Below are 20,289 nucleotides of genomic sequence, written 5' to 3'. Positions count from 1 at the left end.
GGGCGGGTGTCGGTTCCACCCGCCCATGCTGGCACGGACGTTCGGTCGAGAGAGGGTCAGCCCTGGATCGCGGCCGGATCCATCCACATGATCTCCCAGGTGTGGCCGTCGAGGTCGTCGAAGGCGCGGCCGTACATGGAGCCGTGGTCCTGGGTCTCGCCGCTCGCCGTGCCTCCGGCCGCGATCGCCTTGTCGACCAGCTCGTCGACCTTCTCGCGGCTCTCGGCGCTCAGACAGATCAGCACCTCACTGGTCGTCGTGGCATCGGCGATCTCCTTCTTGGTGAAGGTCGCGTAGAACGGCTCGGTGAGCAGCATCGCGACGATGGTGTCGCTGATCACCACGGAGGCCGCCTTCTCGTCGCTGAACCGCGGGTTGATCGTGTAGCCGAGTTCCGTGAAGAACCTCTTCGAGGCGTCGAGGTCGTTCACGGGCAGGTTCACGAAGATCATCTGCTGGTACATGGGGGCCTCTCCCGTCGGGTTCTCGTCCGCGGTGGATCGCGGTCGGTGGGTAGACCGGCGGCCCTCCCCGAACTCATCGGCGGCCGGCGATCTTTTTTCGTACCGGACCGCTCAGCGGGCCGGCGGCAGTGCCGCCAGCGCGGCGATCACCAGCGTGAGCGGGCCGAACAGGGCCAGCAGGGCGGCCGCACGGAGGGCGGCGGCACCGCGCAGCAGCGTGGGCGGCGCGCCCAGGCGGAGCAGCGCCGCGGTGGTGCCTGCGCGGCACTGGCGGGCCTCGACGGCCGCGGTGAGGAGCGTGGCGACCGTGCAGCCGCCGACGAGGAGCACACCGAGGACGGTCAGCGGGCCGAAGGCGCGTGCCGAGCCGTCGTACGGGGCGGTCATCGCGTAGCCGGCGGACGCGACCGCGCAGACCACGCCGAGGGGGCGGCCGACCCGGTTGGCCTCCGCCATGAGGACCCGGCCGGCGAGCAGCCGGAGCGCACCCGGGCGCACCGACTGGAGGAGCCGGCCGCACAGGTGGGTGAGGCCGGGAGCGGCGAGGACGAGACCGGCAGCGGTGAGCAGCCGGCCGAGCAGCACGGTGATGGCCTCGCCGGGGAGGCTGGTGAGGAAGGGCGCGGGGGCGGAGCGGCCGGCGTACGCCTGTACGGCGAGGCCGGCGGCGAGGAGGGCGACGCCCCAGGGGAGGCCGGTGGGCGCCTGGCCGGCCGGTGCGGGGGGCTCGGCCGCCGGTGCGGTGTCCGGGGCCGGGGGCTCCGGGCCGGTATCGCCGACCGGCACGGTGAGGGCGCCGTCCTTCTCCCGGACGGGAGCCGCGCCGATGGCACGACCGGCCGCGGGGTGCCGGTGTGGTGGCGCGTCGTCGCGGCTGGCCGCGGGGAGGGCGTACGGCTGCCCGCCGTCGGTCTGTCCGGCTTGGGCGCGAGGAGTGCCGGCCCCGGCCGGGAACCTCGCCCCGAACCTCCCGTACGCCCCGAACGACTCCCGCCCCGCCGCGTGGCCGTACGCCCCGAAGCGGCCGAATCTGCGGGTCCCCGGGGTGGTGGGGCGGGGGTCTGTCGGGCGGAGGGCGAGTGCCACCGTCGCCGAGGCGATCGTCGGGGTCAGGGCCAGCAGGGTGAGGGCCGCCGGGACGGGGAGGGGCTGGTCCGCGGCCAGGAAGTCCGCGGCCGCGCCGTCGAAGGGCATGCCCGTCAGGTCGCCGCGCAGATGGAGGAAGACGAGCAGGGCGAGCAGGGAGCCGAGGGCGCAGGGCAGGGCCGTGGTCAGGGCGGAGACCGCCATCAGGCGGGCGGGGCCGAGGCCGACGGCGGAGAGCCCGGAGCGCGGCCGGGTGCCGGGGTCGGTGCGGGCGACCGCGAGCGCGAAGTACACCGTGGCGGCCAGGGGCACCGCGCACCAGGCCAGGCGCAGCGCGGCGGCGTCCGCCGCCTCGGGGTGGTGCAGGGCGTAGCCGAGGCAGGCGAGCAGGAGGAAAGCGGTGCCCGCCGAGGCCGCGGCCACCAGCAGGCGGCGCAGCTGGACGGCGGGCCGGGCGGCGCGGGTCAGACGGAGAGCGAGCACGCGGCCCGGCCTTCCGGGTCGGGAGCGTCCGGCAGCTGCACGGTGCGCACGCACCGGCCGTCCAGAAGGGATACCGTGCGGTCGGCGAGGGCGGCGGTGTCGGAGTCGTGCGTGGCGAGGACCACGGTGATGCCGTGCGAGCGGGCCGCCGCGGTGAGCGTGCGCAGGACGTGGGCGCGGTCGGCGCGGTGCAGCGGCGCCGTCGGCTCGTCGGCGAAGAGGATCGTGGGCCCGGGGGCGAGGGCGCGGGCGATGGCGACGCGCTGGCGTTCGGCGTGCTGCAGCTCGTGCGGGCGTCTGCGGGGCTTGTCGCCGACGTCCAGGCGTTCCAGCCACTCCATTGCGGCCGCCTTGGCCCGGCGGCGGCTGCTTCCGCGCAGCATCAGCGGGAGCGCGGTGTTCTCCCAGACGTTCAGCTCGGGGATCAGGACCGGTTCGGGGTCGATCCAGCCGAAACGGTCCCGGCGCAGCCGCTCCCGGGCCATCGGGCCCAGGGTGTGCACGGGCGCGCTGTTGAACCAGACCTCGCCGTGCCGCACCGGCAGCTGACCGGACAGACAGCGCAGCAGCGTGGTCTTGCCGCTGCCGCGCGGGCCGGTGACGGCGAGGATCTCGCCCTCCCGCACGCCGAACGAGACCCCGGCGAGTCCGGGGGAACCGTCGGGGTGCCTGAAGTGCAGGGAGCGTGCCCAGAGCACGTCGTTGTCCGGCGGGGCCTCCATGGGCGTACACCTCGGTTCTGATCCGTTTTCCCGTGCCTGTTCCCCCGTGCGGGGGAACGAAGGCCGGGCCGAGCGGTCACTGGCACGCTAAGCAGGTCCCGGCCGGGAGCCCGGACAGTACACGGCCCCGGGCCGCCGTTCTCACTCGAACGGGCGGCACGGGGCCGTGTGCTGATCAGCTGATCGGACGGATCGAGATCAGAGCTTGGTCCACGCCTCCGTCAGGGTCGCGCGCAGGATCTGCTCGATCTCGTCGAAGGTCTCCTGGTTGGAGATCAGCGGCGGGGCGAGCTGGACGACCGGGTCGCCGCGGTCGTCGGCGCGGCAGTACAGGCCGTTGTCGAACAGAGCCTTGGAGAGGAAGCCGTACAGGACGCGCTCGGTCTCCTCGTCGGTGAAGGACTCCTTGGTGTTCTTGTCCTTCACCAGCTCGATGCCGTAGAAGAAGCCGTTGCCGCGGACGTCGCCGACGATCGGCAGGTCGTGCAGCTTCTGCAGGGTCTGCAGGAAGGCGCCCTCGTTGTCGAGCACGTGCTGGGTGAGGTTCTCGCGCTCGAACAGGTCGAGGTTGGCGAGACCGACCGCGGCCGACACGGGGTGACCGCCGAAGGTGTAGCCGTGCAGGAAGGTGTTGTCGCCCTTGTAGAACGGCTCGGCGATCCTGTCGGAGACTATGCAGGCGCCGATCGGGGAGTAACCCGAGGTCATGCCCTTGGCGCAGGTGATCATGTCCGGGACGTAGCCGAACTTGTCGCAGGCGAACATCGTGCCGAGACGGCCGAAGGCGCAGATGACCTCGTCCGACACGAGCAGCACGTCGTACTTGTCGCAGATCTCGCGGACCCGCTGGAAGTAGCCGGGGGGCGGCGGGAAGCAGCCACCCGCGTTCTGCACCGGCTCGAGGAAGACGGCCGCGACGGTCTCGGGGCCCTCGAACAGGATCTCCTGCTCGATCTGGTCGGCGGCCCAGCGGCCGAAGGCCTCCGGGTCGTCACCGAAGATCGGGGCGCGGTAGATGTTGGTGTTCGGCACCTTGTGCGCGCCCGGGACGAGCGGCTCGAACGGCGCCTTCAGGCTCGGCAGACCCGTGATCGACAGGGCGCCCTGCGGGGTGCCGTGGTAGGCGACCGCGCGGGAGATGACCTTGTACTTGGTCGGCTTGCCCTGGAGCTTGAAGTACTGCTTGGCGAGCTTCCACGCGGTCTCGACGGCCTCGCCGCCGCCGGTGGTGAAGAAGACCTTGTTCAGGTCACCCGGGGCGTAGTCGGCGAGGCGCTCGGCCAGCTCGACGGCCTTGGGGTGGGCGTAGGACCACACCGGGAAGAACGCCAGCTCCTGGGCCTGCTTGAAGGCGGTCTCGGCGAGTTCGGTGCGGCCGTGACCGGCCTGGACCACGAACAGACCCGCGAGACCGTCGAGGTAGCGCTTGCCCTTGTCGTCGTAGATGTAGGTGCCCTCGCCCCGGACGATGGTCGGGACGGGGGAGTTCTCGTACGAGGACATGCGGGTGAAGTGCATCCACAAGTGGTCGTACGCGGTCTTGCTGAGGTCCTTCTGGCTCACGGTTATCGGGTTCCCCACATGTAGGTCTGCTTCTTGAGCTTGAGGTAGACGAAGCTCTCGGTGGAGCGCACGCCGGGCAGCGCCCGGATGCGTTTGTTGATGACGTCCAGCAGGTGGTCGTCGTCCTCGCAGACGATCTCGGCGAGGATGTCGAACGAGCCCGCGGTCATCACCACGTACTCGACTTCCGACATGCCGGTCAGCGCGTCCGCGATCGACTCGACATCGCCCTCGACGTTGATCCCGACCATCGCCTGCCGGCGGAAGCCCACGGTGAGCGGGTCCGTGACGGCGACGATCTGCATCACGCCCTGGTCCAGCAGCTTCTGGACGCGCTGGCGCACGGCCGCCTCCGACAGGCCCACGGCCTTGCCGATCGCGGCGTACGGCCGGCGGCCGTCCTCCTGGAGCTGCTGAATGATGGCGAGGGAGACGGCATCCAGCTGGGGAGTGCCGTTCCTGGACTCGCGGGACGAGTCCCTCTGGTCTGCGCTTCGACTGGCCACGAGCTCACTCTGCACGACGTCTCGATAGTTTCGCAAGGCCTGATCGATGAAATTCGTTGTTTCAGAGGCCAAAGCTTGCGGATTTCGCAGAACCGCTCGCGATGGGGGTGTTGAAAACGTGGGTGTGCCGATTAGGGTGGGTGTCTCAGTGGCTGGACAGCCGGACAGGGCTGGACACGTCGCACAGCTTGAACTTTCGAACCAGATCAGGAGGCCGGCAGTGAGCACCGAGCTGCGTCGTCTGCGCAACTACATCGACGGTGAGTTCCGGGACGCCGCCGACGGACGGACCACCGAGGTGGTCAACCCCGCGACCGGCGAGGCGTACGCGACCGCGCCGCTGTCCGGACAGGCGGACGTGGACGCCGCCATGGAGGCCGCCGCCCGCGCCTTCCCGGCCTGGCGCGACACGACGCCGGCCGAGCGGCAGAAGGCCCTCCTGAAGATCGCGGACGCGTTCGAGGAGCGCGCCGAGGAGCTGATCGCGGCCGAGGTGGAGAACACGGGCAAGCCGGTCGGGCTCACCCGCTCCGAGGAGATCCCGCCGATGGTCGACCAGATCCGCTTCTTCGCCGGTGCGGCCCGGTTGCTCGAGGGCCGCTCGGCCGGCGAGTACATGGAGGGGATGACGTCGATCATCCGCCGTGAGCCGGTCGGCGTCTGCGCCCAGGTCGCCCCCTGGAACTACCCGATGATGATGGCCGTGTGGAAGTTCGCCCCGGCGATCGCGGCGGGCAACACGGTCGTCCTGAAGCCGTCCGACACGACCCCCGCCTCCACGGTCTTGATCGCCGACATCATCGGCTCGATCCTCCCCAAGGGCGTCTTCAACGTCATCTGCGGTGACCGGGACACCGGCCGTGCGATGGTCGAGCACCCGACCCCGGCGATGGCCTCCATCACCGGATCCGTCCGCGCGGGCATCTCGGTCGCCGAGTCCGCGTCCAAGGACGTCAAGCGGGTCCACCTGGAGCTGGGCGGCAAGGCCCCGGTCGTCGTCTTCGAGGACACCGACATCGCCAAGGCCGTCGAGGACATCTCCGTGGCGGGCTTCTTCAACGCCGGCCAGGACTGTACGGCCGCGACCCGGGTCCTCGTACAGGACTCCATCCACGACGAGTTCGTGGCCGCGCTCGCCAAGGCCGCCTCCGAGACGAAGACCGGCCTGCCGGACGACGAGGACGTCCTGTTCGGCCCGCTGAACAACCCGAACCAGCTCAAGCAGGTCGCCGGCTTCATCGAGCGCCTGCCCGCGCACGCCAAGGTCGAGACCGGCGGCCAGCAGGTCGGTGACAAGGGCTACTTCTACGCTCCGACCGTCGTGTCCGGCGTCAAGCAGGACGACGAGATCATCCAGAACGAGGTCTTCGGCCCCGTCATCACCGTCCAGTCCTTCAACGACGAGGAGCAGGCCGTCGAGTGGGCCAACGGCGTCGAGTACGCCCTCGCCTCCTCGGTGTGGACCAAGGACCACGCCCGCGCGATGCGCATGTCCAAGAAGCTCGACTTCGGCTGCGTGTGGATCAACACCCACATCCCGCTGGTCGCCGAGATGCCCCACGGCGGCTTCAAGAAGTCCGGCTACGGCAAGGACCTGTCGGCGTACGGGTTCGAGGACTACACGCGCATCAAGCACGTGATGACGTCCCTGGACGCCTGACCGCCGCGACGACTGAGCGGCCCCGGACAGGACACATCCCTGTCCGGGGCCGCTTTTTGTTCCCACTCCACCGCCGCGAACCGCGGCTCGTCCTCCTCGCGTGGGCCGTTGTCCGGACGACCCCGCGCCGGCCTCCCTCATCGGCGCGCTCGCCATGAAGAGCCCCGCTTTTGAACGCGTTCAATTCTAGGCGTACGCTCCTGCCATGAGCGACAGAGCCGCCCTGCTCAAGGGCATCCGCGTCTGGCTGGTCTTCTTCGTCGTGTGCCTCGTCCTCAGCGGGGCCACCGCCTTCCCGCTGGTCCACGAACTGCGCTGGACGGAGAGTGCGTTGCGCGCGCTGTCCGTGCCGGAGCACCTGCCCGGGCTGATGGCGTGGATCTCCCGGGTGCGGCACGGGCTGGACACCGCCGACGCCGAGTACCCCTTCGTCCTCTACGGCACGGACTGGCTGGCGTTCGCACACCTCGTCATCGCGGTCGCCTTCTACGGCCCGTACCGCGACCCGGTGCGCAACATCTGGGTGATCGAGTTCGGGATGATCGCCTGTGCCGGGATCGTCCCGCTCGCCCTCGCCTGCGGGCCCGTCCGGGGCATTCCCTTCTGGTGGACCCTGATCGACATGTCCTTCGGGATCCTCGGAGTCGTCCCGCTGTACGTCGTACGGAAGAAGATCAAGCGGCTGGAGGCGCTCAGCGGGCAGCGGGCCGTGCCGGCTCCTGCGGCACGAGGGCGGTGAGCGCGCTCCACCGAGCCACGGGGCATCGACTCACCCTAGGCGTAAGAGGAGTTCACGGAGTAGACGCCCCGGCCGGGACCGGCACGATGTGTACGTGGCCGGCTACCGGTGACGGCCCCTCAGTGCTCGCGGGTGTAGCGCTCCTGGGCGGCCATGACCTCGTCGCCGTGCTCGAAGGCCCAGACGCCGAAGGCGTCGATGGGCGCGAGCAACGACCGCCCCAGCGGCGTCAGTCCGTACTCCACGCGGGGCGGTGCGCCGCCGTACGAGCGCCGTTCCACCAGGCCGTTGAACTCCAGTCGGCGCAGAGTCTCCGTCAGCACCTTCTGGCTGATCCCGCCGATGCGCTCGCGCAGCGCACCAGGGCGCTGCGGGGCGTCCCGCAGGGCCCACAGCACCACCGAGTTCCAGGTGTTGGCGAGCAGGTCGAAGGCGAGGCGGGCGCGACAGTCGGCGAGGAAGGGCTGGTCATCGATCACATACCGAATGGTGCCCGAGCGGCTCCCTACTGTCGCGGAGGTAAGCGACGCCGAACGGAAGAGGGGCAGTTGTGCGGATCGGGATTCTCGGCACGGGCGCGATGGCGGACGCGCTGGGCCGGCAGTGGGAGCGAGCCGGGCACCAGGTGGTCGCCGGCAGCCGGTCGCGGGGTGATGTGCGCGATGCGGCGGAACACGGCACCGACGCGGTGCTGCTCGCGGTGCCGTACGCGGCGGTGGTGGGCGTGGTCGCCGGGCTCGGGGACGCCCTGCGCGGACGGGTGTTGATCGACTGCACCAATCCGGTCGGCGGCCCGGACTTCGGGCTCCTCACGACCGGCGGGCCGGCCGCGGCCGAGCGGATCGCGGCCGCCGCGCCCGGCGCCCGCGTGGTCAAGGCGTTCAACCTCTGCCACGAGAGCGTCTGGCGTCTGACCCCGCCGGTCTTCGGCGGGCGGCCGCTCGCCGTTCCGCTGTGCGGCGACGACGAGGACGCGCTCGGGGTCGTACGACACCTCGTCCGCGACCTCGGCTGCGAGCCGCTGCACGCCGGAGGACTGGACCGGGCCGGACTGCTGGAGGCGACGGCCGCGCTGCTGGTCCGGCTGTGGGTGGCGGAGGGAGCGGACGCCCAGGCGATCGCGCCCCCGCTGGAGTTCGCCGGGAGCTAGGCGCCTTGGGACCTCAGGGCGTGCAGGACGTCGACCCGGTTCGTCGTGATCGAGTCGACGCCCAGGTCCAGCATGCGGCGTATGGAGCGGCGGGTGTCCGGGGTCCAGACGGACAACAGGTAGCCGTCGTGGTGGACGCGGGCCGCCAGGTCCCGGCTCACCAGGGAGAAGCGGTAGTTGAGCGAGCGGGGGCGGACCGCGTCCAGCAGCGCGGGCCGGGGCGGGGCGAGGGTCGTCCAGGTCAGGGCGATCTCGGCGGCCGGGTCGGCGGCACGGACGGCGAGCATCGCCTCGGCGCCCGCGCAGTAGTAGACGCGGTCCCGGGCCCCGCTCTGCCGGACCACGTCCATGACCCGGTCCACGAGCCGGCGGCCGCCCCGCCCGCACAGGTCCACCATCACCCTGCTGTCCCCGGTCGCGGCCAGCGCTTCCGCGAGCGTCGGCACACCGCCCGCCGTGAGCCCGCGCAACTCCTCGGCGGACAGCGCGCGCAGCGGCCGGTCGAGTTCCCACAGCCGCTCCAGCGTCTCGTCGTGCAGCAGCACGGGGACACCGTCACGGGTGAGCCGTACGTCGACCTCGACAACGTCCGCGCCCAGGTCGAGCGCGGAACACAGCGAGTCGATCGTGTTCTCGCGGAAGCGGTAGGGGTCGCCGCGGTGGGCCACGGCGGTCACGGTCTGCATGGCCCCATTGTGGTGTGTGTCAGAGGGTGAGCCAGGCGGCGGTGTAGGTGTCGATCTCCGCCGCGATCCGCGCCTTGCCCGCCGCGTCCAGGAAGGACACCTCGACGGCGTTCTTCGCGAGGTCGGCGAGGCCGCGCTCGTCCAGGTCGAGGAGGCGGGCGGCCACCGCGTACTCGTTGTTGAGGTCGGTCCCGAACATCGGCGGGTCGTCCGAGTTGATCGTGACCAGGACCCCGGCGCGCGTGAACTCCTTGAGCGGGTGCTCGTCCAGGGTGGGGACCGCGCGGGTGGCGATGTTGGAGGTCGGGCAGACCTCCAGCGGGATGCGGTGCTCGGCGAGGTGGGCGAGCAGCCTGGGGTCCCGCGCCGAGCTGGTGCCGTGCCCGATGCGCTCGGCCCGCAGCTCGTTCAGCGCGTCCCACACCGTCTCGGGGCCGGTCGTCTCACCGGCGTGCGGGACGGAGTGCAGCCCCGCGGCGATGGCCCGGTCGAAGTAGGGCTTGAACTGCGGCCGCGGCACGCCGATCTCGGGCCCGCCGAGCCCGAACGACACCAGGCCCTCCGGGCGGATCCGGTCGTCGGTGGCCAGACGCGCGGTCTCCTCGGCGGACTCGAGCCCGGCCTCGCCGGGAATGTCGAAGCACCAGCGCAGGACCGTTCCGAACTCGGCCTCGGCCGCCTTCCGGGCGTCCTCGATCGCGGCCATGAACGCCGTCTCCTCGATCCCGCGCCGGGTGGAGGAGTAGGGGGTGATGGTCAGCTCGGCGTACCGCACCTGCTGGCGGGCCAGGTCCCGGGCCACCTCGTAGGTGAGCAGCCGGACGTCCTCCGGGGTGCGGATGAGGTCGACGACCGACAGATACACCTCGACGAAGTGCGCGAAGTCGGTGAAGGTGAAGTAGTCGATCAGGGCCTCGGGGTCGGTGGGGACCTTGGAGTCGGGGTGGCGGGCGGCCAGTTCCGAGACGATGCGCGGGGAGGCGGAGCCGACGTGGTGGACGTGCAGCTCGGCCTTGGGCAGTCCGGCGATGAAGGTCCGCAGATCGCGGTCGGCCGTACCGGCGGCGGGTACGGAGCTGCTGTCGGTCATGGGGTCCTCCCCGGGACGGGCGCCCGCGGAGCGTGGTCGGTGCGGGCGCGGTGATCGGCTGATCGATGACGCGGGATCATCGTAGGCCCCGGCCCACGCCGTCCCGGGCTGCCCGTAGCATGACGGGACGTCCAGCAGAGGGGTCTTCCAGCATGTCCGACGAGGTGCCGCAGTACCCGCCGCCGGAGCGGACCACCGGGGAAGTGCCGCCGTCGCCTCGAGTGTCCCTGGACAAGCAGACGGCGGCCCCGCCACCCCCCCAGGTGCAGGATGCCGTCCCGGCGCAGGGCCGGCCGTACACGCCGGTGCAGGAGTCGATACCGACGGGACGGCAGAGTCCGGCCGCGGGCCGGATTTCCGGCTCCGTCCACGACCAGCAGACGCTGACCTCGCTGCCTGCGGCACCGGGTGGGCCCGCCGGGGCCGTGCCCGCGCCATGGGCCAGTCCGGCCGACTCCGTCGCGCCCCCGGCGAACCCGTCCGCGCCGCCGGCCGGCCCCTTCGTGCCCCCGGCTGCCCCGCCTCCGGCGAACCCCTACGCTCCGCCCGCCGCCCCCGCGAACCCCTACGCCCCGCCCACCGCGCCGGCGGCCACCGGCAGCCCCTTCGCCCCGCCGGCGCCGCCCGCCGCGTGGGACGGGGGAGCGGAACCCGTGCCTCCGCCGCCCATCGCGCCCGACGGCCCGGGACAGGTGCCGTACGGATATCCGGGCGGCCCGTCGGCGTACGGCTACCCGGGGCAGCCTCAGCCGACGTACGGCGGCCCCTACCCGGCCCCGAACGGCTACGGCTGGCCCGGTGTGCAGCCGGCTCCGAGCGACGGCATGGGAACGGCTTCCCTGGTGCTCGGGATTCTGGCGTCGCTCGGCTTCCTGGTGTGGCCGGTGGCCCTGGTGCTGGGCATCCTGGCGATCATCTTCGGCGCGATCGGCCGCGGGAAGGCCAACCGGGGCGAGGCCACCAACCCGGGTGTGGCCCTGGCCGGCCTCATCTGCGGAGCCGCCGGCATCGTTCTGGTAATCGGGTTGTTCGCCTTCGCCATCGCGTTCAGCAACTGACGCGGGACCGCTCACCACCGATGCCCGGGACTTGAGGCGGGGCCGCGCACGTCTGGTGTCCCGGATCTGCGGGACCGCGCACGTCTGGCACCCGAGCGAGACGCGTCCGCTGCCCGCGGGCCCGAGCCGATCGTCCTCCCAGCCGGTTCGGGCCCGGGCCTCCACCGCCGTCTCCCGCCCAGGCCCGCTTCCCCCAGGCGCCGCCGCACCGTCCCCTGCTCGCCCCCTGCTCGCCTCTTCAGGCCGTGCTCGCCTCGGACGCGTCTCCCTCGGGCCCCGCTCGCCACGGACGCGCCTCAGGCCCCGCTCCCTCAGGCCCCCGCGCCCGCCAATCTTTCCCGGGCTTCCATCAGGGCGAAGCCGAGCAGGTTCGGGCCGCGCCAGCGCTCCGGGTCCGATGCCGCCTCGTCGTCCGCGGCGAGGCCGATGCCCCAGATGCGGTCCACGGGGCTCGCCTCGACCAGCACCCGGTCACCGGTGCCCAGCAGAAACACCCGGAGGGCGTCGTCGGCCGCGAACTTGTGCAGGCTGCCCTCGACCACGATCCGGAAGCGCTCCCGCTCCCATATCGCCTCGTCGAAGTCCCTGACCAGCCGCCCCGCCTTCTTCGCCTCGGCGGGATGCTCCGCGGCCAGCACCCGGCGCTCCGCCTCCGCGTCCCCGAACAGCCGGGCCTTGCCCGCCATCATCCAGTGCTCGGCCGTCGCGTATCCGACCCCGTCCACCACGAAGGGTGACGGCCACCACTGACTCAGACAGCTCGGGCCGATTTTGCCGTCCGGTCGCGGCCGGTGCCCCCAGAAGTGGAGGTACCGGGGCCGGGCCCCCGCCCGGACCTCCCTGATCAGCGCTTCCACCCCGTCGATCTCTCCCATGCACGCGAGTCTGGCACGCACCACTGACACTCCGTCCGCCCTTTTCCGCCCCGACTCGACACCTGGTCGACAGATTCCGTCGCGTAACCAAAAGGCAACAACGGAATCACTTGTTGGAGTGCCATTGCTCTGTCAGGATCGGCACTCAAATCGAGCTGGAGCTACGCCACCCGCCCCCCGGGGACGGGACGAACGGCGGAGGAGAGCGACATGCACAACCCGGGCACCGCCACCCCGGAACGATTCCCCGCACAGGACCGATTCGCGGACGGCGCGCAGTTCATCGCCGGCCGCCTCACCAAGGGAACGTCGGGCCGTACCCACGCCGTGATCGACCCCGCCACCGGTGCGGAGGTGTACACCTACGAGGCGGCCGGCACCGACGACGTCGACGCGGCCGTCGCCGCGGCGCGCGAGGCATTCCCGGGCTGGGCACGTGCCACCCCGGGCGAGCGCTCGGACGCCCTGCACCGGTTCGCCGCCGTGCTCGCCGACCGCGCCGAGGAGTTCGCCCGCGCGGAGTCCCTGCAGTGCGGCAAGCCGCTGAAGCTCACGCGTGAGTTCGACGTGCCGGGCACCATCGACAACACCGCCTTCTTCGCAGGTGCCGCCCGGCATCTGCAGGGGCAGTCCGCCGGTGAGTACTCCGGCGACCACACCTCGTACATCCGGCGTGAGCCCATCGGTGTCGTCGGGTCCATCGCGCCCTGGAACTACCCGCTCCAGATGGCCGCCTGGAAGATCCTCCCGGCGATCGCGGCCGGCAACACCATCGTCCTGAAGCCGGCCGAGCTGACCCCGCTCACCTCGCTGCTCTTCGCCGAGGCCGCCACGGACGCCGGTATCCCGGACGGGGTCGTCAACATCGTCACGGGCACCGGAAAGGAGGCCGGCGAGCACCTGGTGGGCCACCCGGACGTCGCCATGACCTCCTTCACCGGGTCCACCCCCGTCGGCAAGCGCGTCGCCGAGATCGCCACCGCCACCGTCAAGCGCCTCCACCTGGAGCTGGGCGGCAAGGCCCCCTTCGTCGTCTTCGACGACGCCGATCTCGAGGCGGCCGTCCACGGCGCCGTAGCCGGTGCGCTCATCAACACCGGACAGGACTGCACCGCCGCCACGCGCGCGTACGTGCAGCGCCCTCTGTACGAGGCGTTCGTGGAGCAGACCGCCATCCTGATGGAGACCGTACGGCTCGGCGACCCCTTCGCTCCGGGTACCGACCTCGGGCCGCTCATCTCACACGCCCAGCGGGACCGTGTCGCAGGCTTCGTGGACCGTGCGCGTGCCTACGCGCGCGTGGTCACCGGCGGCGAGGCACCGAAGGGCGACCTCGAGGACGGCGCCTACTACCGGCCCACCCTGATCGCCGACGCCGCACAGGACAGCGAGATCGTCCAGTCCGAGATCTTCGGCCCTGTACTGGTCGTGCTGCCGTTCGACGGTGATGATGAAGGCATCCGGCTGGCCAACGACACCCCGTACGGCCTCGCCGCCTCCGCGTGGAGCGGCAACGTCTACCGCGCGAACCGGGCCACCCGCGAGATCAAGGCGGGCTGCGTCTGGATCAACGACCACATCCCGATCATCAGCGAGATGCCGCACGGCGGCTACAAGGCCTCCGGCTTCGGCAAGGACATGTCGGCGTACTCATTCGAGGAGTACACGCAGGTCAAGCACGTTATGTTCGACAACACTGCGGTGGCCCGCAAGGACTGGCACCGCACGATCTTCGGGGACCGGTAGCAGCTGCCGACCGGCTGCCGCCGGATGTGACGACCCGGCCCTCACCAGGCCGACCCATCCCTCCCGAAAGGGCACCACGCGCATGGAGCAGTACGAGCCCGACCGTCTGACCCCGGCCCACATGGCCGCCATGCGGCGCAGCCTGCGCAACGGCAGGGCCGCCATGACCCGCCGCTCGCTGCTGCGGGCATCCGCGGGCGGTGCGCTCGCGGCCGGCGGACTCGGGGCGCTGAGCGCCTGCGGGATTCCCGCGGCGGGCAAGACGCAGGGCGGCATGTCCGCCGCGGACCACTCGGCCCAGGAGAAGACCGTGAACTTCTCCAACTGGACCGAGTACATCGACGTCGACGACAAGGGCAAGCATCACCCGACGCTCGACACCTTCCGCGAGCGGACCGGCATCACGGTCGACTACAGCGAGGACATCAACGACAACAACGAGTTCTTCGGCAAGATCAAGCCGCAGCTGGCCGCCGGCCAGGACACCGGCCGCGACATCATCGTCCTCACGGACTGGCTGGCCGCCCGGCTCATCCGTCTCGGGTGGGTCCAGAAACTGGACCCGTCCAACCTGCCGCACGCCTACACCAACCTCTCGCCCCAGTTCCGCAACCCGGACTGGGATCCGGGGCGGGCGTACTCGTACCCCTGGCAGGGCATCTCCACCGTCATCGCCTACAACAAGAAGGCGCTGGACGGCATCGAGGTGAAGTCGGTCTCCGACCTGCTCGACAATCCCAAGCTCAAGGGGCGCGTCGGCTTCCTGTCGGAGATGCGCGACTCCATCGGGATGACCCTGCTCGACATGGGCAAGGACCCGGCGAAGTTCACCGACGACGACTTCGACGCGGTGATCGCCCGTCTCCAGAAGGCCGTCGACAAGGGGCAGATCCGCCGCTTCACCGGCAACGACTACACGTCCGACCTCACCAAGGGGGACTTCGCGGCCTGTATCGCCTGGGCGGGTGACGTGGTCCAGCTCAAGGCGGACAGCCCGGACGTGGACTTCGTCATCCCGGACAGCGGCTACATGACGTCGACCGACAACCTGTGCATTCCCAACAAGGCCCGCCACAAGACGAACGCCGAGCGGCTCATCGACTTCTACTACGAGCCCGAGCAGGCCGCCGCGCTCGCCGCCTACATCAACTACGTGACTCCGGTCGACGGCGTGAAGCCCTACCTTGCGAAGATCGACAAGGAGGCGGCGACGAATCCGCTGATCGTTCCCGACAAGGCCATGCAGGCGAAGTCCCGTGCCTTCCGCTCCCTGAGCCAGAAGGAAGAGACGGCCTACGAAGAGAAGTTCGCGAAGCTGACAGGGGCGTGACGACGATGAAGACGACACCAGACAACAGCGGCGACGTCCGCCTCTCCGGGATCTCCAAGACCTACGGCGCCTTCACCGCCGTGCACCCGCTGGACCTGACCGTGCCGCAGGGCTCCTTCTTCGCCCTGCTCGGTGCCTCCGGCTGCGGCAAGACGACCACCCTGCGCATGATCGCCGGGCTGGAGGAACCCTCCTCCGGGACCGTACGCCTCGGCGACCAGGACGTCACCCACTTGCCGCCGTACAAACGGCCGGTCAACACGGTCTTCCAGTCCTACGCCCTCTTCCCGCACCTGGACATCTTCGAGAACGTCGCCTTCGGTCTGCGCCGGCGCGGCGTCAAGAGTGTGAAGAAGCAGGTGGAGGACATGCTGGAGCTGGTCCAGCTCGGCGAGCAGGCGCGCAAGAAGCCGCACCAGCTCTCCGGTGGCCAGCAACAGCGGGTCGCCGTGGCCCGCGCGCTGATCAACCACCCGAAAGTGCTCCTCCTCGACGAGCCGCTGGGCGCCCTCGACCTGAAGCTGCGCCGCCAGATGCAGCTGGAGCTGAAGCGCATCCAGACCGAGGTCGGCATCACCTTCGTCCATGTCACGCACGACCAGGAGGAGGCCATGACCATGGCCGACACGGTCGCCGTGATGAACGCGGGCCGCGTCGAGCAGCTCGGTGCGCCCACCGACCTGTACGAGAACCCGCAGACGACGTTCGTCGCGAACTTCCTCGGCACCTCCAACCTCATCGAGGCCGAGGTCGACACGAAGAACGGCGACGACATCGTCCTCAAGGCGGGTGGCGGCAAGCTGGTGCTGCCCGAGGCGCGATGCTCCGCCCCGACGACGGCCGGCGGCAAGGTGCTGGTCGGTATCCGTCCGGAGAAGATCGCGCTCACGCACGCCGACGACGCGGGCTCGATCCCCGAGGGACGCAACCGCCTCACCGGCAGGATCGCCGACGCGAGCTTCATCGGCGTCTCCACGCAGTACGTGATCGACAGCCCCGTCTGCGACGAACTCGCGGTGTACGTCCAGAACGTCGAGCGCGACGGCCGCCTCGTCCCCGGAGCCGACGTCGTCCTGCACTGGAGCCCGGCTCACACCTTCGGCCTGGACGCGGCCCAGGACATCGACGCCGGCGTGGAGTCCGTCGAGGAAGAGGCCGCGTAGATCATGTCGACGCTCACCGAGGCGCCCCCGCCCCTCGTCCCCGCCGAACCCACGAAGAAGCCCCCGCGCAAGCGCGGCCGGTTCACCCCGTACTGGCTGCTGCTGCCCGGCATGCTGTGGCTGATCGTCTTCTTCGCGCTGCCGATGATCTACCAGGCCTCCACATCCGTGCAGACGGGCTCCCTGGAGGAGGGCTACAAGGTCACCTGGCACTTCGCGACCTACTGGGACGCGCTCGCCGAGTACTGGCCGCAGTTCCTGCGCTCGGTGCTCTACGCGGCCGCCGCGACGATCCTGTGCCTGCTGCTCGGCTACCCGCTGGCCTACCTCATCGCCTTCCGCGCGGGCCGCTGGCGGAACCTCATCATGATCCTGGTGATCGCCCCGTTCTTCACCAGCTTCCTGATCCGCACCCTGGCCTGGAAGACGATCCTCGCGGACAACGGTCCGATCGTGCACGCCCTGAACTCGCTGCACATCCTGGATCTCACCAGCTGGCTCGGCTGGACGGCCGGCGACCGGGTCCTGGCCACACCCCTGGCGGTCGTCTGCGGCCTGACGTACAACTTCCTACCGTTCATGATCCTGCCGTTGTACACCTCGCTGGAGCGGATCGACGGGCGGCTGCACGAGGCGGCCGGCGATCTGTACGCCAAGCCCTGGACCACCTTCCGCAAGGTCACCTTCCCGCTGTCGATGCCGGGCGTGGTCTCCGGCACGCTGCTGACCTTCATCCCGGCGGCCGGTGACTACGTCAACGCCGAACTCCTCGGCTCCACCGACACGCGCATGATCGGCAACGTCATCCAGACACAGTTCCTGCGCATTCTGGACTACCCGACGGCGGCCGCGCTCTCCTTCATCCTCATGGCCGCGATCCTGGCCATGGTCACGATCTACATCCGACGGTCCGGGACGGAGGATCTGGTCTAATGCCCTTCGTCACCTGGCTCAAGCGTCGTCTGGTCGTCATCGCCGGACTTTTCACGCTCGCCTATCTCCTCCTGCCCAACGTCATCGTCACGGTGTTCTCCTTCAACAAGCCGAAGGGGCGCTTCAACTACGAATGGCAGCAGTTCTCCACGGCCGCCTGGAGGGACCCGTGCGGCGTCGCCGACATGTGCGGCTCGCTGTCCCTCAGTCTCCAGATCGCCGTGTGGGCGACGGTCGGCGCCACGCTCCTCGGCACGATGATCGCCTTCGCGCTCGTCCGCTACCGCTTCCGCGCACGCGGCGCCGTCAACTCGCTGATCTTCCTGCCGATGGCGATGCCCGAGGTCGTCATGGCGGCCTCGCTGCTCACCCTGTTCCTCAACATGGGTGCACCGCTGGGCTTCTGGACGATCCTGATCGCCCACATCATGTTCTGCCTCAGCTTCGTCGTCACCGCGGTCAAGGCCCGCGTGATGTCGATGGACCCGCGCCTCGAGGAGGCCGCCCGAGACCTGTACGCCGGCCCGGTGCAGACCTTCGCACGGGTCACCCTGCCCATCGCGGCACCCGGAATCGCCGCGGGCGCGCTGCTCTCGTTCGCGCTCTCCTTCGACGATTTCATCATCACCAATTTCAACGCCGGTTCGACCGTCACGTTCCCCATGTTCGTGTGGGGTTCGGCGCAGCGCGGAACGCCTGTGCAGATCAACGTGATCGGCACGGCCATGTTCCTCGTCGCCGTGCTGTTCGTCCTGACCTCGATGGTCGTCACCCATCGCCGTACCAAGCAAAAGGCATAAGCCCCTGTAGGGAGTTGAAATCATGGCCCCAAGCGCCATGAGCCGTGGCAAAGACAACTGGATCGCCTCTCTCTCCGAAGCCCAGCCGGTCCCGTACTGGCTGGAAGACCCCGGCAAGCCATCCCCCGAGCCCGCCCTCACCGGCACCGAGACCTGCGACCTGCTGGTCGTCGGCGGCGGCTACAGCGGACTGTGGACGGCGCTCAACGCCAAGGAGCGCGACCCGCGGCGCGATGTGGTCCTGCTGGAAGGCCGCGAGGTGGGCTGGGCCGCCTCCGGCCGCAACGGCGGCTTCTGCGCCGCCTCCCTCACACACGGCCTGCCCAACGGCCTGGCCCGCTGGCCGGACGAGATCCACCGGCTGGAGGAGCTGGGCCGGCGCAACCTCGACGAGATCGAGGCGGCGATCACCCGGCACGGCATCGACTGCGACTTCGAACGCACCGGCGAGATCGACGTCGCCACCGAGACCTACCAGGCCTGGGAACTCCGCGACTGGTACCGGGAGCTGACGGAGAAGGGCCTCGCGGACGGCATCGAGCTCCTGGACACCGACGCCGTGCGCGAGCAGGTGAACTCGCCCACCTTCGAGGCGGGCCTGTGGGACCGCCGGGGCGTGGCCATGCTCCACCCCGCGAAGCTGGCGTGGGGCCTGAAGCGGGCGTGCATCGAGCTGGGCGTGCGGGTGTACGAGCGTACGCCCGCGCTGACCCTGAAGCAGTACGGCGCCGGCATGGCCGTGGGCACGCCGTACGGCGCGGTCCGCGCCCGCGGGGTCGCTCTCGGCACGAACATCTTTCCGAGCCTGTTGCGCCGCGTGCGCTCGTACACCGTCCCGGTCTACGACTACGCGCTGATGACCGAGCCGCTGAGTGCCGGCCGGCTGGCGGAGATCGGCTGGAAGAACCGGCAGGGGCTGGGCGACAGCGCCAACCAGTTCCACTACTTCCGGCTGTCCGCCGACAACCGCATCCTGTGGGGCGGCTATGACGCGATCTACCCCTACGGCGGCCGGGTGCGCGCCGAGTACGACGACCGGCCGGAGACGTACGCCAAGCTCGCGGGCCACTTCTTCACCTGCTTCCCGCAGCTGGAGGGCGTCCGCTTCACCCACGCCTGGGGCGGCGCGATCGACACCTGCTCCCGATTCTCGGCGTTCTTCGGCACCGCCCATCAGGGGAAGGTCGCTTACGCGGCGGGCTACACCGGCCTCGGCGTCGGCGCGACCCGCTTCGGCGCGGACGTGATGCTGGACCTGCTGGACGGGGAGCGCACCGAGCGGACCGAGCTGGAGATGGTCCGCAAGAAGCCGCTGCCGTTCCCGCCGGAGCCCTTCGCCTGGACGGGCATCGCCCTCACCAAGTGGTCCCTGGCCCGCGCGGACGCGCACGGCGGCCGCCGCAATCTGTGGCTGCGGACGATGGACCGGCTCGGGCTGGGCTTCGACAGCTGAGCCGATGCGGTGCACAAAGGCCCAGGTCAACGACCTGGGCCTGTCCATTTCGGGGACTTTTACCCGCTTCTCACAGCTCCGTCAAGCCACGAATTCCCGGAGCGTGACCCTGCTGCCCGATTCCGGCGTACTTGAAGCACGGCCTCACCGAGAGGCACCGACTTCCTCACTGGATCAGCAGGAGAGACCATGACTCGCACCACCCTTGAGCGCGAAGTATCCCGTCCCAGTCGCCGCCTGGGCCTGGCGGCCGCGGTGGCCTCGGCCGCCTTCGTCACCGGAGGTGTCATCCTGCCGGCCGCGACCGCGACGGCGGCGCCGATGCCGGAGGCGTCGGCAGTGGGCATGGCTGCCAAGCATCACGGCAAGCATCACAAGCTCTACTGCTGGGACAAGCACAAGAAGTCCCACTGGAAGAAGCACAAGAAGTTCTCCTGCTGGGTCGAGAAGCGGGAGTACCACTGGGACGACCACCACAAGTGCTTCTACGTAGTGGTCAAGCACCACCGGTACTACTTCTGGGACTCCCACCGCGACGTCCATTACTTCTGGCACCACGAGCACAAGGACCAGTGGAAGGAGCACGACAAGGACCACTGGAAGCCGGACCCGAACAAGCCGGACGCGAACAAGCCGGACGCGAACAAGCCGGACGCGAACAAGCCGGACCCGAACAAGCCGGGCGAGGCCCCGAAGGAGGAGGCTCCCAAGGAGGAGGCCCCGAAGGAGGAGGCTCCCAAGGAGGAGGCCCCGAAGGAGGAGGCCCCGAAGGAGGAGGCTCC

General features: G+C 70.2%; 19 protein-coding genes and 1 pseudogene. 11 read left to right on the top strand and 9 right to left on the bottom strand.

What is annotated here, in order from left to right; all coding sequences use genetic code 11:
• Window positions 1-56: 56 nt before the first annotated feature.
• The 5 genes from ABZ079_RS24845 to ABZ079_RS24825 all read right to left on the bottom strand — a co-directional run bounded on the left by ABZ079_RS24845 (window position 57) and on the right by ABZ079_RS24825 (window position 4,839).
• Window positions 57-464 carry a VOC family protein gene (locus ABZ079_RS24845; RefSeq protein ID WP_356941651.1) on the bottom strand — a complete coding sequence of 136 codons (408 nt, stop codon included), beginning with the start codon at window positions 462-464 and terminating at the stop codon, window positions 57-59.
• 111 nt (window positions 465-575) lie between these two features.
• Window positions 576-2,033 (bottom strand): hypothetical protein, encoded by a 1,458-nt coding sequence (locus ABZ079_RS24840; RefSeq protein WP_356941650.1) that lies wholly within the window; start codon window positions 2,031-2,033, stop codon window positions 576-578.
• Window positions 2,015-2,755 carry an ATP-binding cassette domain-containing protein gene (locus tag ABZ079_RS24835; RefSeq protein ID WP_356941649.1) on the bottom strand — a complete coding sequence of 247 codons (741 nt, stop codon included), beginning with the start codon at window positions 2,753-2,755 and terminating at the stop codon, window positions 2,015-2,017. Before ABZ079_RS24835 ends, ABZ079_RS24840 begins: the two co-directional genes overlap by 19 nt.
• Window positions 2,756-2,953: 198 nt before the next feature.
• On the bottom strand, window positions 2,954-4,336 hold the full coding sequence (locus ABZ079_RS24830) for an aspartate aminotransferase family protein (protein ID WP_356941648.1): 1,383 nt from the start codon (window positions 4,334-4,336) through the stop codon (window positions 2,954-2,956).
• Window positions 4,321-4,839 (bottom strand): Lrp/AsnC family transcriptional regulator, encoded by a 519-nt coding sequence (locus tag ABZ079_RS24825; RefSeq protein WP_356941647.1) that lies wholly within the window; start codon window positions 4,837-4,839, stop codon window positions 4,321-4,323. Before ABZ079_RS24825 ends, ABZ079_RS24830 begins: the two co-directional genes overlap by 16 nt.
• 205 nt (window positions 4,840-5,044) lie before the next feature.
• Here ABZ079_RS24825 and ABZ079_RS24820 point away from each other — a divergent pair, with 205 nt between their 5' ends.
• The gene (locus tag ABZ079_RS24820) at window positions 5,045-6,484 is read left to right on the top strand and encodes a gamma-aminobutyraldehyde dehydrogenase (RefSeq protein WP_356941646.1); all 1,440 of its coding nucleotides are present in this window, start codon (window positions 5,045-5,047) and stop codon (window positions 6,482-6,484) included.
• A 205-nt stretch (window positions 6,485-6,689) separates the two neighbouring features.
• Window positions 6,690-7,223 (top strand): hypothetical protein, encoded by a 534-nt coding sequence (locus ABZ079_RS24815; RefSeq protein ID WP_356941645.1) that lies wholly within the window; start codon window positions 6,690-6,692, stop codon window positions 7,221-7,223.
• A 119-nt stretch (window positions 7,224-7,342) separates the two neighbouring features.
• On the opposite strand, the gene ABZ079_RS24810 is transcribed toward ABZ079_RS24815, so the two are convergent.
• Window positions 7,343-7,702 (bottom strand): helix-turn-helix domain-containing protein, encoded by a 360-nt coding sequence (locus tag ABZ079_RS24810; protein WP_356941644.1) that lies wholly within the window; start codon window positions 7,700-7,702, stop codon window positions 7,343-7,345.
• Between the two features lie 71 nt (window positions 7,703-7,773).
• On the opposite strand from ABZ079_RS24810, the gene ABZ079_RS24805 reads away from it, so the two are divergent.
• Entirely contained in the window at window positions 7,774-8,373 is a 600-nt protein-coding gene (locus tag ABZ079_RS24805; protein ID WP_356941643.1) for an NAD(P)-binding domain-containing protein, read from the top strand.
• Here the strand turns inward: ABZ079_RS24805 and ABZ079_RS24800 are convergent.
• Entirely contained in the window at window positions 8,370-9,059 is a 690-nt protein-coding gene (locus ABZ079_RS24800; RefSeq protein ID WP_356941642.1) for a glycerophosphodiester phosphodiesterase, read from the bottom strand. The genes ABZ079_RS24805 and ABZ079_RS24800 overlap by 4 nt on opposite strands.
• A 19-nt stretch (window positions 9,060-9,078) precedes the next feature.
• A complete protein-coding gene (locus tag ABZ079_RS24795; protein ID WP_356941641.1) occupies window positions 9,079-10,149 on the bottom strand; it encodes an adenosine deaminase in 1,071 nt (356 codons plus the stop codon).
• Between the two features lie 152 nt (window positions 10,150-10,301).
• Between ABZ079_RS24795 and ABZ079_RS24790 the strand changes: the two genes are divergently transcribed.
• Window positions 10,302-11,207 (top strand): DUF4190 domain-containing protein, encoded by a 906-nt coding sequence (locus ABZ079_RS24790; protein WP_356941640.1) that lies wholly within the window; start codon window positions 10,302-10,304, stop codon window positions 11,205-11,207.
• A 311-nt stretch (window positions 11,208-11,518) separates the two neighbouring features.
• On the opposite strand, the gene ABZ079_RS24785 is transcribed toward ABZ079_RS24790, so the two are convergent.
• On the bottom strand, window positions 11,519-12,082 hold the full coding sequence (locus ABZ079_RS24785; protein WP_356941639.1) for an NADAR family protein: 564 nt from the start codon (window positions 12,080-12,082) through the stop codon (window positions 11,519-11,521).
• A 210-nt stretch (window positions 12,083-12,292) separates the two neighbouring features.
• Here ABZ079_RS24785 and ABZ079_RS24780 point away from each other — a divergent pair, with 210 nt between their 5' ends.
• The 7 genes and pseudogenes from ABZ079_RS24780 to ABZ079_RS24750 all read left to right on the top strand — a co-directional run.
• Window positions 12,293-13,828, top strand: coding sequence for a gamma-aminobutyraldehyde dehydrogenase (locus ABZ079_RS24780; protein WP_356941638.1), 1,536 nt, complete (start codon window positions 12,293-12,295; stop codon window positions 13,826-13,828).
• An 82-nt stretch (window positions 13,829-13,910) separates the two neighbouring features.
• The gene (locus tag ABZ079_RS24775; protein WP_356941637.1) at window positions 13,911-15,158 is read left to right on the top strand and encodes a spermidine/putrescine ABC transporter substrate-binding protein; all 1,248 of its coding nucleotides are present in this window, start codon (window positions 13,911-13,913) and stop codon (window positions 15,156-15,158) included.
• Complete coding sequence (locus ABZ079_RS24770) at window positions 15,155-16,321, top strand: ABC transporter ATP-binding protein (RefSeq protein WP_356941636.1); 1,167 nt, start codon at window positions 15,155-15,157, stop codon at window positions 16,319-16,321. The genes ABZ079_RS24775 and ABZ079_RS24770 overlap by 4 nt, the downstream gene beginning before the upstream one ends.
• Window positions 16,322-16,324: 3 nt before the next feature.
• Entirely contained in the window at window positions 16,325-17,254 is a 930-nt protein-coding gene (locus tag ABZ079_RS24765) for an ABC transporter permease (RefSeq protein ID WP_356941635.1), read from the top strand.
• Window positions 17,254-18,054: an ABC transporter permease gene (locus ABZ079_RS24760; RefSeq protein WP_356941634.1), complete on the top strand. Its 801-nt coding sequence runs from the start codon at window positions 17,254-17,256 to the stop codon at window positions 18,052-18,054. The genes ABZ079_RS24765 and ABZ079_RS24760 overlap by 1 nt, the downstream gene beginning before the upstream one ends.
• Before the next feature lie 22 nt (window positions 18,055-18,076).
• The gene (locus ABZ079_RS24755) at window positions 18,077-19,507 is read left to right on the top strand and encodes an FAD-dependent oxidoreductase (protein WP_356941633.1); all 1,431 of its coding nucleotides are present in this window, start codon (window positions 18,077-18,079) and stop codon (window positions 19,505-19,507) included.
• Between the two features lie 189 nt (window positions 19,508-19,696).
• Window positions 19,697-20,289 (top strand): annotated as a pseudogene (locus ABZ079_RS24750) (hypothetical protein); the annotation flags it as partial.

Source organism: Streptomyces sp. NPDC006314 (assembly GCF_040613075.1).
GTDB lineage: Bacteria > Actinomycetota > Actinomycetes > Streptomycetales > Streptomycetaceae > Streptomyces.
This window is presented reverse-complemented; position numbering and strand designations above follow the sequence as displayed.

Coding starts and splice junctions, on each gene's coding strand:
- ABZ079_RS24800 (WP_356941642.1), bottom strand. CDS start 9,059: ATGCAGACCGTGACCGCCGTGGCCCACCGCGGCGACCCCTACCGCTTC.
- ABZ079_RS24785 (WP_356941639.1), bottom strand. CDS start 12,082: ATGGGAGAGATCGACGGGGTGGAAGCGCTGATCAGGGAGGTCCGGGCG.
- ABZ079_RS24760 (WP_356941634.1), top strand. CDS start 17,254: ATGCCCTTCGTCACCTGGCTCAAGCGTCGTCTGGTCGTCATCGCCGGA.
- ABZ079_RS24845 (WP_356941651.1), bottom strand. CDS start 464: ATGTACCAGCAGATGATCTTCGTGAACCTGCCCGTGAACGACCTCGAC.
- ABZ079_RS24790 (WP_356941640.1), top strand. CDS start 10,302: ATGTCCGACGAGGTGCCGCAGTACCCGCCGCCGGAGCGGACCACCGGG.
- ABZ079_RS24775 (WP_356941637.1), top strand. CDS start 13,911: ATGGAGCAGTACGAGCCCGACCGTCTGACCCCGGCCCACATGGCCGCC.
- ABZ079_RS24780 (WP_356941638.1), top strand. CDS start 12,293: ATGCACAACCCGGGCACCGCCACCCCGGAACGATTCCCCGCACAGGAC.
- ABZ079_RS24835 (WP_356941649.1), bottom strand. CDS start 2,755: ATGGAGGCCCCGCCGGACAACGACGTGCTCTGGGCACGCTCCCTGCAC.
- ABZ079_RS24815 (WP_356941645.1), top strand. CDS start 6,690: ATGAGCGACAGAGCCGCCCTGCTCAAGGGCATCCGCGTCTGGCTGGTC.
- ABZ079_RS24755 (WP_356941633.1), top strand. CDS start 18,077: ATGGCCCCAAGCGCCATGAGCCGTGGCAAAGACAACTGGATCGCCTCT.
- ABZ079_RS24795 (WP_356941641.1), bottom strand. CDS start 10,149: ATGACCGACAGCAGCTCCGTACCCGCCGCCGGTACGGCCGACCGCGAT.
- ABZ079_RS24765 (WP_356941635.1), top strand. CDS start 16,325: ATGTCGACGCTCACCGAGGCGCCCCCGCCCCTCGTCCCCGCCGAACCC.